Origin of the sequence: Mycobacterium sp. E2733 (assembly GCF_001667585.1) — a bacterium.
GTDB lineage: Bacteria > Actinomycetota > Actinomycetes > Mycobacteriales > Mycobacteriaceae > Mycobacterium.
Genome location: NZ_LZJZ01000026.1, coordinates 60,432 through 75,794 on the forward strand (window position 1 = coordinate 60,432; position 15,363 = coordinate 75,794).

The window sequence follows — 15,363 nt, forward strand, 5'->3', positions numbered from 1 at the left end:
TGAGTAACGCCACACAGTTAAATCGCATTTTTTACTCGCCGGTGATGTGCGGGCGGCAAAGCGATCTCCGCCACGATCCTGCCCCAGCGGGCGCGCCGTAACGACGTTTGGCGGCAAGGCTTTCTAGTATTGCCGCGTGGTTGATCGCTATGGAACCGATGTCCTTGCCGCAGGCCCGCGCAAGCCCCGCTCGAGCGAGCACCCAGCCGATCTGGGCCTGGTGGTCGAGGACGTGCAGACCGGGTACGTCGGTGCGGTGGTAAGGGTCGAGTACGGGCGGGTCGACCTGGAAGACCGGCGCGGGCACGTTCGCGGGTTTCCTTTGGGCCCTGGCTATTTGCTCGAGGGCCGTCCGGTGATCCTCACCGCGCCGCGCCGTGCGGCGCCTGCCGCGGCCACAAGGACGGCGTCCGGCTCGGTCGCCTTGCCGGGTGCGCGTGCCCGGGTCGCCCGCGCCAGCCGGATCTACGTCGAGGGGCGGCACGATGCCGAACTCATCGCGCAGGTGTGGGGCGAGGACCTGCGGATCGAGGGTGTCGTCGTCGAGCACCTCGGCGGCGTCGACGGCCTGGTGGAGATCGTGGCGGAGTTCGCACCCGGTCCGGGGCGCCGGCTTGGTGTGCTCGTCGACCACCTGGTCGCAGGTTCGAAGGAGGCGCGCATCGCCGACGCGGTGCAGCGGGGACCGGGTGGCAGCGACACCCTGGTGGTCGGCCATCCCTACGTCGACATCTGGCAGGCCGTGAAACCCCAGCGGCTCGGCCTGCCGAGCTGGCCGGATGTGCCGCGGCACATCGAGTGGAAGCACGGCGCGTGCCGGGCGCTCGGCCTGCGGCACGCCACCCAGGCGGACATCGCCAGGGCCTGGCGGCACATCAGGTCCCGGGTGCGCGACTGGAATGACCTCGAGCCGGCCCTGATCAGCCGGGTCGAAGAACTCATCGACTTCGTGACGCAGCCGGCCTCGTGACACGGCGGCCTTAGGCTAGGCTAAGCCGGGATCCCGACCCGCGGGACAGAAATCGGGCTCATGCAGGGCGTATTCGGCGTACTAATCGGCACCTTTCTCATCGGCCTCCGTGAAGGCCTCGAGGCGGCGCTCATCGTGAGCATCGTCGGCGCCTTCCTGAAACGAAACGGCCAACCGATACGGCCGATGTTTGCCGGCGTCGCCTTGGCAGTCCTGATCAGCGTCGCGGTCGGGGCAGGCCTGAATCTGTTCGCGACGAGCCTGCCGCAGGCGCAGCAAGAGATGATGGAAACCGTCATCAATGTCATCGCCGTGGTGTTCGTGACGTCGATGATCATCTGGATGAACGGCAACGCCGCGCAGGTCAAGGGCGGACTCGAGCGCGATGCCCGGCAGGCGATCAACCGCGGCGGTGCGCTCGCCTTGGCTGCGATGGCCTTCCTCGCCGTCCTCAAGGAGGGCTTCGAGACATCGGTGTTCCTGTTGGCGGCCGCCCAGACGTCGCACGGTAACCGGTGGTTCGCCGTGCTGGGTGGTGCGCTGGGGATCGCGGCGGCGATCGCGATGGGTGTCGCGTTGTACCTCGGCGGATTGAAGCTCAACATCGCCCGCTTCTTCCGGGTCACCGGGGTGTTCTTGGTGTTGATCGCCGCCGGTCTGGTGCTGGGCGCGCTGCGCACCGCACACGAGGCCGGCTGGGTGAGCATCGGCCAGGAGCGGGTCCTCGACCTGTCCGCCTGGCTGCCCAGCAATTCCGTCCTCGGCGCGGTGACCGCCGGCATGCTCGGGATACCCGCCGACCCCCGACTCATCGAGGTGATGGGCTGGCTGCTCTATGCCGTGCCCGTCCTCGTCGTCTTCCTGTGGCCCGCTCGCGTGGCCGCCGGCCCGCGGGCCCGGGGCCGACTGCTGGCGGCCGCCTCGGCGCTGCTGCTCCTCACGGCCGCCGGACTGGTGGCGCTGGTGCCCACCGGCGGCTCATCCGGCGACGCGCGGACTCGCAGCGTCAGCGATCGGGCCGGCCACACCGCCAAGGTGTCGCTCGGCCCAGGGCCGCAAGGTCGCACGCTCACCTTCAGCCCTGACGGCGGCTCCGGGGTCCGCACCATTCCGCTGACCGTGGCCGGCGACCAGACCATGGGCGGCGTGTGGGTGCGCGCGTGGCAGGCAATGGATGCGCCCGACGGCGCTTCCGCCGAAGAGGGCCCCCCGACGGTCACGCTCGAGCAGCTGGCCGGCCTGACCGGGGGTCGGCTGCCAGTGGGTGTCTCCGCCGCCCGCAACCGCGGAGCCTTCCAGGTGCGGTGGGGCACCACCACCGTGTACACCGTGCTCGCGCAAGGTGATCTGGTGGTAAGCGCGCAAGCGGTCAGCAATCGCACCGCGATCCTGACCGGTGGCGGGCTCACCGCGGCCAAGACCGTGAGCATCGGTGGCCTGCCCACCGACTGGTCCACTGCGGACGCCGAAGACCAGCGGGTCGCGGCGCAGATCGCCTCGAGTCATCGGAATCGCGCCGAGGTGCAGCTGTGGAAAGTCTGGCTGCCGTTGGCACTGGGCGGATTTGCCCTGGCTTGCGCCATCGGCGCTATAGCCTCATTGCGGCCCCGGCTCCCCAGCCGGACAGGAAAGGAAGAGGGTTGACAGCGAATCGTACCGCCCCGGGATGGCGCCGGCGCCGTGAGTTCTTTTCGGCGGCAACGGCATTGGGCGTGGTTGCGGCGTCCTCGGTGACCGCCTGCAGTCACTCGAGTGGCAACGCTAACCGCCCGGAATCTCAGCAACCCGGCCGCACCAACGCGGTCAAGGTCACCATGGCCAGCACCGGCGGCAAGGACGGCTGCGCGATGGACAACACCAGCGTGTCCGCCGGACCGGTGACCTTCACGGTGGCCAACACGAATGCGCCCGGAATAAGCGAAGTCGAATTGCTCAGGGATCAGCGGATCGTGGGCGAGAAGGAGAATCTCGCGCCCGGCCTCGACCCGGTTTCGTTCACCGTCACCCTGGACGGCGGCGCGTATCAGCTCTACTGTCCCGGCGCGAGCACCGAATACCAAACCCTCACCGTCGCGGGCAAAGCGCCGGCGGCGCCGACGGGCACCGTGGCCAGCATCCTCAGCCAGGGCACCAAGGAGTACGCCGGGTACATCGTCAGCCAGATCGGTCAGCTCAACGATGGCGTGCGGGCACTCGACGCCGCCGTGCAGTCGGGCAACGTCGACGCCGCGAAGATCGCCTACGCCAAAGCTCGGCTGTTCTGGGAGCGTTCGGAGTCCACCGTGGAGGGCTTCGTGTTACCGGGCTTCGCGGTCGGCGACAACGCCGGCAGCCTGGACTATCTGATCGACATGCGTGAGTCCACGCCGGTCGACGCCAAGGTCGGCTGGAAGGGCTTCCACGCCATCGAGCGCGACTTGTGGCAGGGTGGCGCGATCACCCCCGCCACCAAGGCGTTCAGCAGCGAATTGGTCGGTAACGTCGGCAAATTGAACGGCATCGTCGCCAGCCTCCAGTACAAGCCCGAGGACTTGGCCAACGGTGCCAGCGACCTGGTCGAAGAGATCCAGAACACCAAGATCACGGGTGAGGAAGAGGCCTTCAGTCACATCGATCTGGTCGACTTCTCGGGCAACGTGGAAGGCGCGCAGCAGGCGTACGCGTCGCTGCGGCCGGGCCTGGAAAAGATCGACGGCAATCTGGTCAACCAGATCGATCAGCAATTCCACACTGTGCTGACCACTTTGGACGGATACCGCGACCCGTCCGCGCTCGGTGGCTTCCGGACTTACATCCCCGCGCTGAAGGCCAGCGACGCGGCGAAGCTCACCGCGGTCATCCAACCGCTGCACCAAAGCCTGTCGATGGTCGCCCAAAAAGTCGTCTCGGCGGGCTGACCTCGTGACGGACGACACGACCCAACCCGACGCAGCCGCAGCGGTTTCGCGCCGGCGCATGCTCGGCGGCGCCGTGCTGGCCGGAGTTGCCGGCAGCGCGGTCGGCGCCGCCGGCGGAGGCTTTGCGGGTTACGCGCTGGCGGCCGAACGCAAAGGCGATGACGACGACAACGTCGACTTGCGGCGCAGCTATCCCTTCTACGGCCAGCTGCATCAGGGCGGAATCGCCACGCCGCCACAGCGTTACGCCATGTTCATGTCCTTCTCGCTAGCCGGCGGCGCCGGCCGCGCCGAGCTGCAGACCCTGCTGGCGCGTTGGTCGGCCGCGGCCGCGATCCTGCAGCAAGGAAAGCCCGTCGGCACCGTGCAGCCACAGGTCGAGGTGCAGCCCCCCGTTGATACCGGGGAGGCCTATGGGCTGAGCCCGGCCAGTCTCACGGTCACCATCGGGTTGGGGCCGTCGCTGTTCGGCGACCGCTTCGGGCTGGCCGCACGGCGGCCCGCCCTGTTCATCGATCTGCCTCCGCTCAACGGCGACAACTTGGACCCTCGCCTGCGCGGCGGTGATCTGTCGGTGCAGGCCTGCGCCGACGACCCCCAGGTGTGCTATCACGCCGTGCGAAACCTGGCCCGCCTGGGCCGCAACATCGTCTCGCCGTCGTGGGCGGTGCTGGGATTCGGACGAGCGTCGGCCGGCCCGGGCCAGCACACCCCGCGAAACCTGCTGGGCTTCAAAGACGGAACCCGCAACATCGCCACGGACGCGGAGTACGATCGGTTCGTCTGGGTCGACGGTAGCGACCAGCCGTGGATGAACGGCGGGACGTATCAAGTCGTGCGCAAGGTCCGAATGCTGCTCGAGACATGGGACGTCGACCGTGTCGGCAATCAGCAGCGGATCTTCGGCCGCACCAAAGAAGAGGGGGCGCCGCTGAGCGGCAAGGGCGAATTCGATACCCCCGACTTCACCGCCAAAGGCGCCGACGGCAACCCGCTGATCGACCCGATGTCTCACGTCGGCCTGGCCGCCCGAGAAAACAATGACGGCATCATGATCCGGCGCCGGTCCTACAACTACACCGACGGTCTCGACGCGAACGGCCAACTCAACGCCGGCCTGCTGTTCATCTCGTACCAAAGAGACCCGCAACATTTTATTCGCCTGCAGAACCGGTTGGGCGCCCACGACTTGCTCAACGAATACATCCGCCACATCGGCTCAGCAATCTTTGCCGTGCCGCCGGCGCCCGCCGAAGGCCACTACGTCGGGCAAAGCCTTTTCAGCTAGTAGCACCTTCGGCCCCCGGTGAGCGTCGAATCGACTTTGTCCGCCGAACAGGCATCGAGACGGGAAGCGTTCGGTGGCGACAACACTGACGAAGAACGGTCTCACCGGACCTCTCAGGAACGGCGCCGCGCCTGGCCTGCGAGTGACAGTGGCATTACGGCGGCCTTAACGAGTGTTCCGCAAGCCCTCCGTCCGGATGGTTGGGGACTTAAGCCTCACGACCGACGACCCCTCGGGTTTATAGCGTCGGCGGTGATGGAGGGAGAACGAAATGTCCGGACCTGATCAACAGCGCGGGGTCGTCGTCGCGGTGGACGGCTCGCAGGCATCGAACGCCGCCGCAATCTGGGCCGCCCACGAAGCGGCGATGCGGCAGATTCCGCTGACCGTCGTCCACGCGGTGATGACCCCTACCGCCACCTGGCCGCCGGTCCCATACCCCGAGTCGCTGGCGGTGCGGCTGGAAGACGAGGGCAAGAAGGCGATCATGTACGCGATCAAGCTCGCCCAAGAGGCGCTGCCGGCGGACCGAAAGGTCACCATCCACCGGGAACTCGTGTATTCCAGCCCGGCGCTGGCCCTGATCAACATGTCCAATCAGGCAGAGATGATCGTGGTGGGCACGGCAGGGCGAGGATTGCTGGCCCGGGGCGTGCTGGGATCAGTCAGTGCGACGGTGGTGCGGCACGCCCATTGCCTTGTCGCGGTCATCCATGGTGACGACCTGCCGGACATGCACAACGCTCCCGTCGTCGTAGGGGTCGACGGCTCACCGGCTTCCGAGCTCGCGATCGAAGTCGCTTTCGACGAAGCCTCCCGTCGCGGCGTCGGCCTGACGGCGCTTCACGCATGGAGCGACATCACGATAAGCGATCTGCCGGAGGCGGATTGGTCGTCCCTGGAAGCGGAGGCGCACCGCAGCCTGGCCGAGAACCTGGCGGGTTGGCAGGAACGCTATCCCGATGTGACGGTGCAGCGTTTGGTCGTACGTGACCAGCCGGCCCGACAGCTCGCCGAAAAGTCGGAAGCCGCCCAGCTTCTCGTTGTCGGCAGTCACGGGCGCGGTGGTCTGACCGGCGTGCTTTTGGGATCGGTCAGCAACGCGGTCCTGCACTCGGTTCGGACGCCGGTGATCGTCGCGCGGCCCGGGGCCTCCGCCTGACCTGCGGCGGGCGAAATGACGGTTGCCGTCCAGGCACAAAGGGCGGCGAGGTCGCGTCCGGCGCGCGCCACGGTCCGGTCGGGGCGTACCAGTGCGGCGGTGGCGCGGCCTCGGTCTAGCCACGCCCCCAGCGGGCTGTCGGCTTCGGCGATCACAACGGCGACGTCGCGCCGCCGCAGCGCCGCCTCGTCGGCCGCCCCAAGGCGAGCGGTGCTGATCAACGCGAAACCGGCACCGAGCACGTGGTCCAACCGCTGACCGTTGCCTAGCGCCGGATTCGGGCAGAGCGTGCCGGCGAGCCGGTGCGGTCGCAGGGATCGGCGTACGAGCGCGGAACGGCGCAGCGCCGGCGTTCTCGAGTCGACGACCTTGTCGCGCAGGCCGGGGATGAGCCGCAGCCGTGGCAACACCGCCCGGCGCGCCGCATTGCCCAGGCGGCCGCCGCCGGTCATCGCCCAACCGACGCTCAGTGCCAGGCGAATCATGTATTGGGTATGCGGTTTGCGTTCTCGCTCATAGGTTTCCAGAACACTCGACGCCAGGGTGCCGTGGTGCACTCCGGCGATCTTCCACGCGAGGTTGGCCGCGTCGCGCAGTCCGGCTCCCATACCCTGGCCGATGAACGGGGGAGTGAGGTGCGCCGCGTCGCCGAGGATGAAGACGTTGCCTCGACGCCAGCGGTCGGCGATCTGCGCGCGGAACGTGTACTCGGCAACCCGCAACAGCGTCAGCTCGCCGATGGGCACGCTGTTGGTCCACGGCTTGATCAGGGGCCGCAATCGTTCCAGCGTGCCGAAGTCGTTCGCGGTTTCGCCGGCCAGCAACTGGAACTCCCACCGGTAGCGGGCCGGACCGATGCGCATGTAGGTACCGGCACGACCCGGGTCGCAGACCTGGTGCACCCCGTCCCACTGGCGCAGATCCGCTTCCGTGGCGATGTCGACGACCAGCCAGCGCTGCTGAAAGTTCAAGTCCCGCATGGCCGAGCCGATCCGGGCGCGCACCATGCTGTTGGCGCCGTCGCAGCCCAGCAGGTAGTCGGCGTCGACCTGATGAACGCTGCCGTCGGAGCGGTCGGAAAAGGTGACCCGAACGCATGCTCCGCCCGCCACGATGTCGGTGACTTCGGCATCCCCGCGTAGGTGGGCGTTGGCGTGGCGTCCGAGGTTGGCCCGCAGCAGTGCCTCCAATTCCGGCTGGTCGAACATGTTGGCCTTGGGGTAACCGTGCACGCTGCGTTCAGGGTCGCGGTTGAACTCGGCCAGCGTTCGAAACCGGTTGTCTACCAGTCGCAAGCCCAGCGTCGGCCGCGACATCGCCGCGAACTCATCGGCGATCCCGAGGCGGCCGATGATCCGATAGATCTCATCGTCGAGGTGTACGGCCCGCGGCTGGGCGTACACGCCCGGCCAACGGTCGAGCACCAGGCACTCCACGCCGTACTGCGCCAACAACGTGGCGGCGGTGACGCCGGTCGGTCCGGCGCCGACGATGACGACGGGGACCCGGCGAGTGGACGCAGTAGTCACGCGAATCGGACTGCGGTGCGCTGTGTTCCGAGATCGATGGCCCCGTCGTCGGTGGCCACCGACGCCTCGACGACATCGCCGTCGTGCAGGTAATTCTGGTTGGCGGCCTGGCGCGAGAAGAACATCTTCCATTTCAGGCTGGGCGGCAACAGGTTTCCCACGAGCTGCACGGGCTTCGGTGGGGCGCTCAGCGCGGTGCCCGCCGGCGTGCCGGTGAGCACCAGGTCGCCCGGGGCGAGTTCCTGGAACTGGGTGAGCGACTGCAGCCCCTCCAGTGGCCGATACAGCATGTCGCCCTCTACGAGGGCGTTTTGCCGCTCCTGACCGTTGACACGCAGGCGCAAGCGTAGATCGCCGAAGCGCTTGAGCTCATTGGCGTTAAGTAGCACCAGCTCCGGGCCGACCGGTGTGAACGTCGGATACGACTTGGCCTCGTAGAACTGTGTTTGCGGAAGTTGGATGTCCCGAGCGGAGACGTCGTTGGTGACAACCAATCCGGCGATGAAATCGCCCAGGTTGTCCTCGGAGATGGTGGTGCCGATCGCAATCGCACGGCCGATGACCAGGCCGATCTCCACCTCGTAGTCCAGCAGCCTGACGTGCTGCGGTTTGACGATGTCGTCGAAAGGCCCGGTGATGGACGCCGACGCTTTGCGGAAGAACGTGAGGGGGATGGATGCCGGATCCATGCCGGCGTCTCTGACGTGCGACTCGTAATTGGTCATCTGAGCGATGACTCGGCACGGCCGGGTCACCGGTGAGACCAACTTGAGGGCGTCGACGGCGACCGTCTCGGTGCTGTTGGTCGCGCTCTCGATGGCAGTCCGGTCGGCCAGCAGCGCCGCGGTGCTGGCGGCCGTGGTGTCGATCTTGACTGCGCCGTTGGCGGTCTTAAGCCACCAACCATGGCCGGTTTCGGAGGCGGTGTGCAGCACGGAAAGGGTCATGAGGTGGGAACTTTCAGTAGGCCGACCAAGCGGTTGACATCGAACTCGTTGTCCGCGCGGAGCGCGGTGACCATCGAAACCAATTCGCGCCGAGCCGATTTCGCGTCGATTCCGAGGAAATCTCTGGTGGCCGGTGGCCCCCACTGGGCCAGTCCGGACGCGGTGAAGGGCGCCCAGCCCGGGTCCAGCGTGTTGTCGAACAGGTCCCCATCGGTGAAATGCTCGAACAGGTAACCAGCGGGATCGCGCCAGTAGTCAAAGATCTGACTACCCTGGATGTGCCTGCCGATTCCCCAGGACCGGGAATAACCCCGCGCGGCCAGGTATTCGCCGCCGGCGGCCAGCGCATCGAGATCGTTGACCTGATACGCGGAATGGACGTAGCGGTTCGCCGGACCCAGGGCCATCGCCAAGGTGTGGTGGTCGGCCGGTGTCGACCCGCGGTCGCATCGGATGAAACTCATGGTCGGCCCTCGGTCGCGCTGGCCGGGGAAGTACAAGAAGTCGCTGACGATCATGCCCAGGTTGTCCAGATACCAGTTCAGCGTCTCGAGGTACTTGGTCGACTGCACGACCAGGTGGCCCAGGCGTTGCACCCGCGCGGGCTCCCGTGGCGGACGCTGGGCGGCGTTGGCGCGCCGCACGTCGTTTCCGAAATTGAAGGTTTGGGGCTGTTGGTCCGGCAGCCCCGGGAGTTCGTGCAATCCGGCGACGACGCGGACCGCCATGCCGCTGGGGTCCACCAACTCGACCGACACCCCGCCGATGGATTCCGGCAGCGGTCGCGCGGATGCGCCCACGGCGTCCGCCAGCCGGAGCACATCGGCCTCGTCGCACGCGCGAAATGCCGCACCGGCGAAGCGGTTTCGCCGGCCGCGGCGCACGATGACGCACGGAGCGCCCGCCCACGTTCCGCGCAACTGCAGCCCGTCCGGGCCGTGTTGTGCCGTGTGAAAGCCGAACGCCCGGGCGAACCCATCGGCCCGCGTCAGGTCCGGGCGTTCGAACTCCAACCACGCAATGTCGGCGACTTTGATCACCGGGCTGCGCGACCGCCCGGGGTGCTCGCCGGGCCGCGCCGGCTGCTCGCTGTGAGCCTGCCGGCGGGCGCTCTCCGTCAAATCCATGACCACTCCCTACTAACTGACGAAATCGTCACATACGAGAGAACGTTCAGTCAAGGGTCTGACGGAATCCTCATAACTGATGCATACTGCTGTGAATGAGCGCGATGGCAGAGCCGACCAGGCTGGAGCGGCGTAAGCGGCGCACCCGGGCTGCCCTGGTCAAAGCCGCGCAGCGGCTGATCGCGGAGGGCAAGGTCAACGTCCCGGTCCTGGAGATCACCCAGGCCGCCGATGTCGGGATGGGGTCCTTCTACAACCACTTCGACAGCAAGGAGCAGCTGTTCGAGGCGGCGGTCGCCGACGTGCTCGACGCCTACGGGTCGATGCTGGACCGGCTCACCGAATCCATCCAGGACCCCGCCGAAACCTTCGCCACCAGTTTCCGGCTGACTGGCCGGCTGTTTCGTCGGCATCCGCAGGAGAGCCGAATTTTGTTGGCCAACGGACTGGAATTGTTGTCGTCGGAACGCGGTCTGGCACCGCGCGCACTGCGCGACATCAAAGCCGGCGTGGCGGCCGGGCGGTTTGACGTCGACGACCCGGAGTTAGCCCTCGCGATGGCAGGGGGAGCGCTGCTGGGCCTCGGAAACCTGTTGCGCGATGACCCCGATCGCGACGACGAGCGTGCCGCCGACGCCGTCACCGAAAACGTCCTGCGGTTGTTCGGCCTCAGCGTCGACGAGGCGCACGCCATCTGCCAACGCCCCCTACCTGACGAAGACCTCTTCGAGGGCTAGCGGACGACGGCATCGACCGAGAACGCGACGTTTCGACCCACTCCGCCGTCGTCACCGGCCGCGCCCCGGGAGGTCCACCGCACGTGTGCCGTGCCCCTTATGTGCAAGGCCGAGCCGGTCTCGAAATCGATGAACAGCAGAGCGGCTTCGTCCTCGACCGCCAGGTTGCCATAGCTGTTGAACATGTTGTTCCCCGGGAAATCCGGCCACCACAGTCGGTCTGGGGAGTCGACTCGGACGAATCCCGGTGGACCTCCGCGATGTGACGCATCGCTACCACGGGTGGGATGGCTGGTGCCCAGGAAGAACGTGTCGGACCGCGCAATCAATGCTTGATCGGGCGCGTCCAAAAGGGTCGCGCGTCTGGCCGGTACCGAACGAGGGGCGGCAAGAGTGGGCACGTCGATGGTGCGGCGGTGAATGTACTTGGGACAGTTGCCAAATGACTGGTCGACCCGGACGATCATCATCCCGTGGTCGGCACTGACGAGCTCGCCGTTGACCCGTAGCCTGCGGCGGGTGGCGAAGTCGATGGCGATCAGTCCGACCTGTTGACCGGCGGGGATTTTGTGCAGGGGATCGCCGTCGCGGGGCAAGGTCGACACCCGCAAGGTGTCATGCTCGCCGTGGAGGAAACCCGGCGGTGCGGTCAACGGCGAGATCCACAAACCCCCGGCGTCGTCGCGCCCGGTCAGCGCGGCGAACCGCTGTGCCGCGAGAAATTTTGCGGCGCCTTCAGACAGGCCCGACGAGTCGAGCATGCCCTCGAGCCGCCTGGCCTCGGCTTCGACGCCCGCTCGGCGCTGCGTTGCCGTCTCGCCCTCGTGGAAGCCCGTCGCGGTCACATGACCCGTAACGCCGCGGCCGCCGCAAAGCTTCCGTGCATTGCGGGGAAGAGCAGCGACCGTTGTTCCTAGGCGACCGACACGATGCGGGCAACCAGCTTGCCGCCACGGATGACGTCAATCGTCTGGCCCGCCGCGACCTCGTCGAAGTAGCGGCCCGCACGCTTTCGCAATTCGTCAAGCTCGATCCCCGCGCCGGCATCCACCGGTGCCGGGGTTCTCTCCGCGTCACCGGCGGAAACGATCTGCGCCAGTAATCTGCCGCCGCGAACGACGCTGATCGTCTCCCCGGCCGCCACCCGGTCGAAGCACCGTCCGGCTCGTGTTCGAAGTTCGTCAAGCCCGACCCACCCGCCGGCGTCCGGGGTCGCGAGTTTCACAGACCTCGCCGGGATCGGGGCCGCCCTCCAGTCACCGACGGGCACGATCCGCGCGACTAGCTTGCCGCGACGGACGACGTCGATCGTCTCCCCGGCGGCAACCCGTTCGAGATACGTACAGGCGTCACTCCGAAGTTGGCCCAGGCCAATCGCTTCCCGCATTTCGCTCCATTCCCTTCATCGGCTGGCCGGCGGCGCCAGCATGTCCTTCCAGCCGTCGTCTCCCGTTTTGCCCGAATTCTCGACTGCGTACTTCACACCGTCGGGTCCCACCAGTTCGCCGCTCTGGGGGAGGTAAACGGCCGGGGGAGGACCGCTGGGCGTGTAGACGCAGGGATTCGGTTGCTGCCCATTGCATTCGACGGTTCCCGATCCCGGCCGTTGCAGTGGATCGCTGGTCGGGGGCGGCGTGCCCGCCACCCGGTCGGAGGGCGCCGGGTTGAGGCCGTTGTTGACCGACGGCGCGGGTATCACCAACCCGGGTTTCACCGGCTGGTCGCAGCGCGCCGCGGGCGCCGGGCAGGTCACGATCTGGTTGGGGTCGCCGTACCACGGGTTGGTTCCCAACGGAACGTACGGTTTGGGGTCGCGGCACTCTCGCGGTGTCGCAGCGCGTTTACCGGGCACATCGACACACGGAAGGTTGCGGGCACCGCGCACCGCGTTGGCCGGAGTGTCCTGCGGGATCTTGCAATACGTTCCGGACGGCATCGGCGCCAAACTGGTATCCGCGGGCGACCGCCACTGGGACGCCGGGAGAAACCCGGTCAGACACGGCGGGGGCTGGTTGATCGTCAGCGAGGTCCCGAGCGACGCGTACCCCGGGAACGCCGACGTGACCGTCTGGCCTTCGGAGGCTCCCTGCGGATACGCCACCAGTAGTTGCTCGACGCCCTTGTGATAGCGCTTGAGCATTTCCAGCACGATTTCGAGGTTCGCCAGTGTCTGCGGAAGCGACTCTCGGATGTCGCTGAACACCTCGTTGACCTGATCGGCGGTCGGCGCCCCCTGGACCAGGATGCTTTGCACGTGCTGGTCGTTTTCCGCGCTCTGCGCGGCCAGGATGCTCAGGTTGTGCGACCAGCGCTCGATGGAGTCGCCGGAGTTGACCTGGCTGTCGATGATCGGTCCGGAGTTTTGGACGATGTCGTTGATATCGGTGATGTTGGTCTTGAAGTCACCGGCGATCGCCTGCGTCGCGTCGACCAGCCGCTGCAGCGCTGGGCCCAATCCGCCCACGGCTTGGGCTGTTTCGTCGAGCAGCGAGGCGATCTTGTCCTTGGGCAGCGCGGCCAGCCCCCGGTTGGCGGCGTCCAGCGCAGGCCCGATCTCGGTGGGCACCGTGCCCTTGCTGATGGTCTGACCCGGCGAGAAGTATTGGCGCGGGTTACCTACCGACACCAGGTCCAGATACTGCTCACCGACTGCCGACACCGAATGCACGTTCGCGGACGCGTCAATCGGGATCCTGTAGCGGTCGCCGATGCTCATCGTCACCCGCGCGCCCGTCGCGGTCGGCTCGACAGCGGTGACCGTGCCGATCGTTTCCCCGCGATAAGTCACGTTGGCCGTCTTGTACAGACCGCCCGACGCGGGTAGGTCCGCCTTCAGCGTGTACTGGCCGATCCCGGCCGCAGCGGGAATCTGCAAGTAGTACCAGCCCAGCGCAACCGCTGTGATCGCGGTCAGGATGGTGAACATGACCAGCTGGCGCTTGATGAAGCGGGTCAGCATTGCCTATCCGCCCTTTCCACCAGCGGGCCGCCCGGGGCGTCGTTGGGGTTCGGCGTGTAGCGGACGTCGGGAATCATCGATTCGGGGTCGCGACCCCACGATTGCTCGAGCGCGCGCAGTGCTCCGGAGAACCCTGTCCCGGTGAGGACCGCGTTGTCGACGGCGCTCATGGTCAGGTCGACCGTCAGAGACAAGTTGAAATAGTCGCCGCGGAACGCCTTGGGCACGGCGTCGATGTCGAACGGCCGGACGAGGATGAGCTTCAGGGCGCGAATCAGATAGGGAGAGCCACGGCCGAGTTCCCGCAACGGGCACTGCAGCGACAACAGATCCTGGTGCAGGTCCTCCCGCGAGGCCGACAGGTATTGGTCGGCGAGCTGGCTGAGCCGTCCCGTCGCGTCGACCGCGTCGATCAGGAGGTTCTGCTTGTCGGCGAAATGCTTGAGCAGTGGCGGGAATTCGGTGAGGACCCGATCCAGGACGTCCGAGCGGGGACCCACGTATGCCAGTAGCCGGTTGGTCGAATCGATGGCTCGGGTGATGTCAGCGCGTTGCTCATTGAGGCGGGCGGTGAAGGTGTCCAGCTTGCCGAGGAAGGCACGGATCTGCTCGGCCCGCCCGTTCACTATGTTGTAGACCTCGTTCTGCAGCACTTCGAGGTTCGGGATGCCTCCGCCGCGCAGCACGATGGCAAGACTTGCGAGCGTCTGCTCGGTCGTGGGGTAGGTGGACGCATTCTTCAGCGGGATGGTGTCGCCGTCCTTCAGTAGCTCCGGGGACGGGTTGGGTGGCGCCGCGAGCTCCACATGTTGCGAACCAAGCAGGCTGGTCTGCCCGATCTTGGCGGTCGCGTTCTTGGGTAACTTGACGTTCTTGCCCAGCCGGAGCGTCAGCGTCGCGATCCAGTTCTTCAGTTGGATCGCGCGGACCGTGCCGACGAACACGTCGGCCACCCGCACCCGGCTGTTGTCGTTGAGGGCCAGCGTGTCGGGCATCTGCACGTAGACGGTGTAAGAGCCGGGCCCGGAGCCCGGGCCCCCGGGCATCGGCACATTCGCGATTCCGTGCCACTTCGCACACGACGTCAGCACCACGACAGCAACCAGTAATGCCGTACCCTGCCGCGCCCGGTATCGAGCCCGAATAGCCAAGGCGCGCAATGCGTTCATGATCCCGCTCCCGTCGCGGCGGCCACCGGCGCCGGGGTCGGCGCGACCGGACCCGGAATGACACCCGGCGCGGGTGGCGGTGGCGGGATCGGCACCTGCGGGGCCTGCAGGCCGATCGGTGGCAACACCGGGTACTCGTCGTAGGCGTTCGGCGGCCCGGGCGGGGTCTGCAGCCCCGGGGGTGGGGGCCCGGCGTCCGGGCCGCCCATCAGTTCGGCCAGGGATTCGGGGGTCAACAGGCCGCCCGTGATCGGTCCCACCTGGGTGCCCTGCATGCCCGGCGCGACCACCCAGCCGGGCTGGGTATTGCGATGCGAGAACGGGGTATCGGGCACCCAGATTCCGGGCACCGTGGTGTCTTTGTATCCGTTCGGCGGCTGCAGCCGCGGCTCGGAGTAGGCGATTTCCTTGGGTAGCGCCTCGGCGGTGCTGAACAGGTTGAGCCCGAACGGCAGGTAGTTGAACTTGATCGCATCGAGGATCGGCGCCAGGTATTGCGCACACAGTTCGGCGGACTCTTGATAGCCCAGCCGGCTACCCGCCTGAATCATGCTGCAGAAGAACTGCATTGGGTTGGC

Annotated in this window: 13 protein-coding genes and 1 pseudogene; 6 read left to right on the forward strand and 8 right to left on the reverse strand. The window is 67.0% G+C overall.

Annotated features, from left to right (window positions below; all coding sequences use genetic code 11):
- Positions 1 to 136 precede the first annotated feature (136 nt).
- The 5 genes from A5678_RS06010 (at position 137) to A5678_RS06030 (ending at position 6,317) form a co-directional block, all read left to right on the forward strand.
- Positions 137 to 970 carry a DUF3097 family protein gene (locus tag A5678_RS06010; RefSeq protein WP_068039875.1) on the forward strand — a complete coding sequence of 278 codons (834 nt, stop codon included), beginning with the start codon at positions 137 to 139 and terminating at the stop codon, positions 968 to 970.
- Between the two features lie 60 nt (positions 971 to 1,030).
- Entirely contained in the window at positions 1,031 to 2,614 is a 1,584-nt protein-coding gene (efeU, locus tag A5678_RS06015) for an iron uptake transporter permease EfeU (protein ID WP_068039876.1), read from the forward strand.
- Between the two features lie 68 nt (positions 2,615 to 2,682).
- Positions 2,683 to 3,867 (forward strand): iron uptake system protein EfeO, encoded by a 1,185-nt coding sequence (gene efeO / locus A5678_RS06020; RefSeq protein ID WP_197502045.1) that lies wholly within the window; start codon positions 2,683 to 2,685, stop codon positions 3,865 to 3,867.
- A gap of 4 nt (positions 3,868 to 3,871) precedes the next feature.
- Complete coding sequence (gene efeB / locus A5678_RS06025) at positions 3,872 to 5,155, forward strand: iron uptake transporter deferrochelatase/peroxidase subunit (RefSeq protein ID WP_068039878.1); 1,284 nt, start codon at positions 3,872 to 3,874, stop codon at positions 5,153 to 5,155.
- A 271-nt stretch (positions 5,156 to 5,426) separates the two neighbouring features.
- Complete coding sequence (locus tag A5678_RS06030; protein WP_068039880.1) at positions 5,427 to 6,317, forward strand: universal stress protein; 891 nt, start codon at positions 5,427 to 5,429, stop codon at positions 6,315 to 6,317.
- Here the strand turns inward: A5678_RS06030 and A5678_RS06035 are convergent.
- Genes A5678_RS06035 through A5678_RS06045 form a run of 3 tightly spaced genes read right to left on the reverse strand, consistent with a single transcriptional unit; the run spans position 6,209 to position 9,920 of the window.
- Positions 6,209 to 7,846, reverse strand: a complete 1,638-nt coding sequence (locus A5678_RS06035) for a bifunctional 3-(3-hydroxy-phenyl)propionate/3-hydroxycinnamic acid hydroxylase (protein ID WP_068039883.1) — start codon at positions 7,844 to 7,846, stop codon at positions 6,209 to 6,211. The two genes, A5678_RS06030 and A5678_RS06035, sit on opposite strands and share 109 nt — an antisense overlap.
- A complete protein-coding gene (locus A5678_RS06040; protein ID WP_068039885.1) occupies positions 7,843 to 8,793 on the reverse strand; it encodes a fumarylacetoacetate hydrolase family protein in 951 nt (316 codons plus the stop codon). The genes A5678_RS06035 and A5678_RS06040 overlap by 4 nt, the downstream gene beginning before the upstream one ends.
- Complete coding sequence (locus A5678_RS06045) at positions 8,790 to 9,920, reverse strand: VOC family protein (RefSeq protein WP_068039886.1); 1,131 nt, start codon at positions 9,918 to 9,920, stop codon at positions 8,790 to 8,792. Before A5678_RS06045 ends, A5678_RS06040 begins: the two co-directional genes overlap by 4 nt.
- A 95-nt stretch (positions 9,921 to 10,015) precedes the next feature.
- Here A5678_RS06045 and A5678_RS06050 point away from each other — a divergent pair, with 95 nt between their 5' ends.
- Positions 10,016 to 10,657 carry a TetR/AcrR family transcriptional regulator gene (locus A5678_RS06050; protein ID WP_068039888.1) on the forward strand — a complete coding sequence of 214 codons (642 nt, stop codon included), beginning with the start codon at positions 10,016 to 10,018 and terminating at the stop codon, positions 10,655 to 10,657.
- Here the strand turns inward: A5678_RS06050 and A5678_RS06055 are convergent.
- The 5 genes and pseudogenes from A5678_RS06055 to A5678_RS06075 form a co-directional block, all read right to left on the reverse strand.
- Positions 10,654 to 11,502 carry a pyridoxamine 5'-phosphate oxidase family protein gene (locus A5678_RS06055; RefSeq protein ID WP_068039890.1) on the reverse strand — a complete coding sequence of 283 codons (849 nt, stop codon included), beginning with the start codon at positions 11,500 to 11,502 and terminating at the stop codon, positions 10,654 to 10,656. The genes A5678_RS06050 and A5678_RS06055 overlap by 4 nt on opposite strands.
- Positions 11,503 to 11,570: 68 nt before the next feature.
- On the reverse strand, positions 11,571 to 12,044 hold the full coding sequence (locus tag A5678_RS06060) for a type II toxin-antitoxin system Phd/YefM family antitoxin (protein ID WP_068039891.1): 474 nt from the start codon (positions 12,042 to 12,044) through the stop codon (positions 11,571 to 11,573).
- Between the two features lie 15 nt (positions 12,045 to 12,059).
- The gene (locus A5678_RS06065) at positions 12,060 to 13,616 is read right to left on the reverse strand and encodes an MlaD family protein (protein WP_068039893.1); all 1,557 of its coding nucleotides are present in this window, start codon (positions 13,614 to 13,616) and stop codon (positions 12,060 to 12,062) included.
- Positions 13,610 to 14,788 carry a virulence factor Mce family protein gene (locus tag A5678_RS06070; RefSeq protein WP_156746781.1) on the reverse strand — a complete coding sequence of 393 codons (1,179 nt, stop codon included), beginning with the start codon at positions 14,786 to 14,788 and terminating at the stop codon, positions 13,610 to 13,612. Before A5678_RS06070 ends, A5678_RS06065 begins: the two co-directional genes overlap by 7 nt.
- Positions 14,782 to 15,363: pseudogene (locus tag A5678_RS06075) on the reverse strand (mammalian cell entry protein); the annotation flags it as partial. The gene A5678_RS06070 and the pseudogene A5678_RS06075, both read right to left, overlap by 7 nt.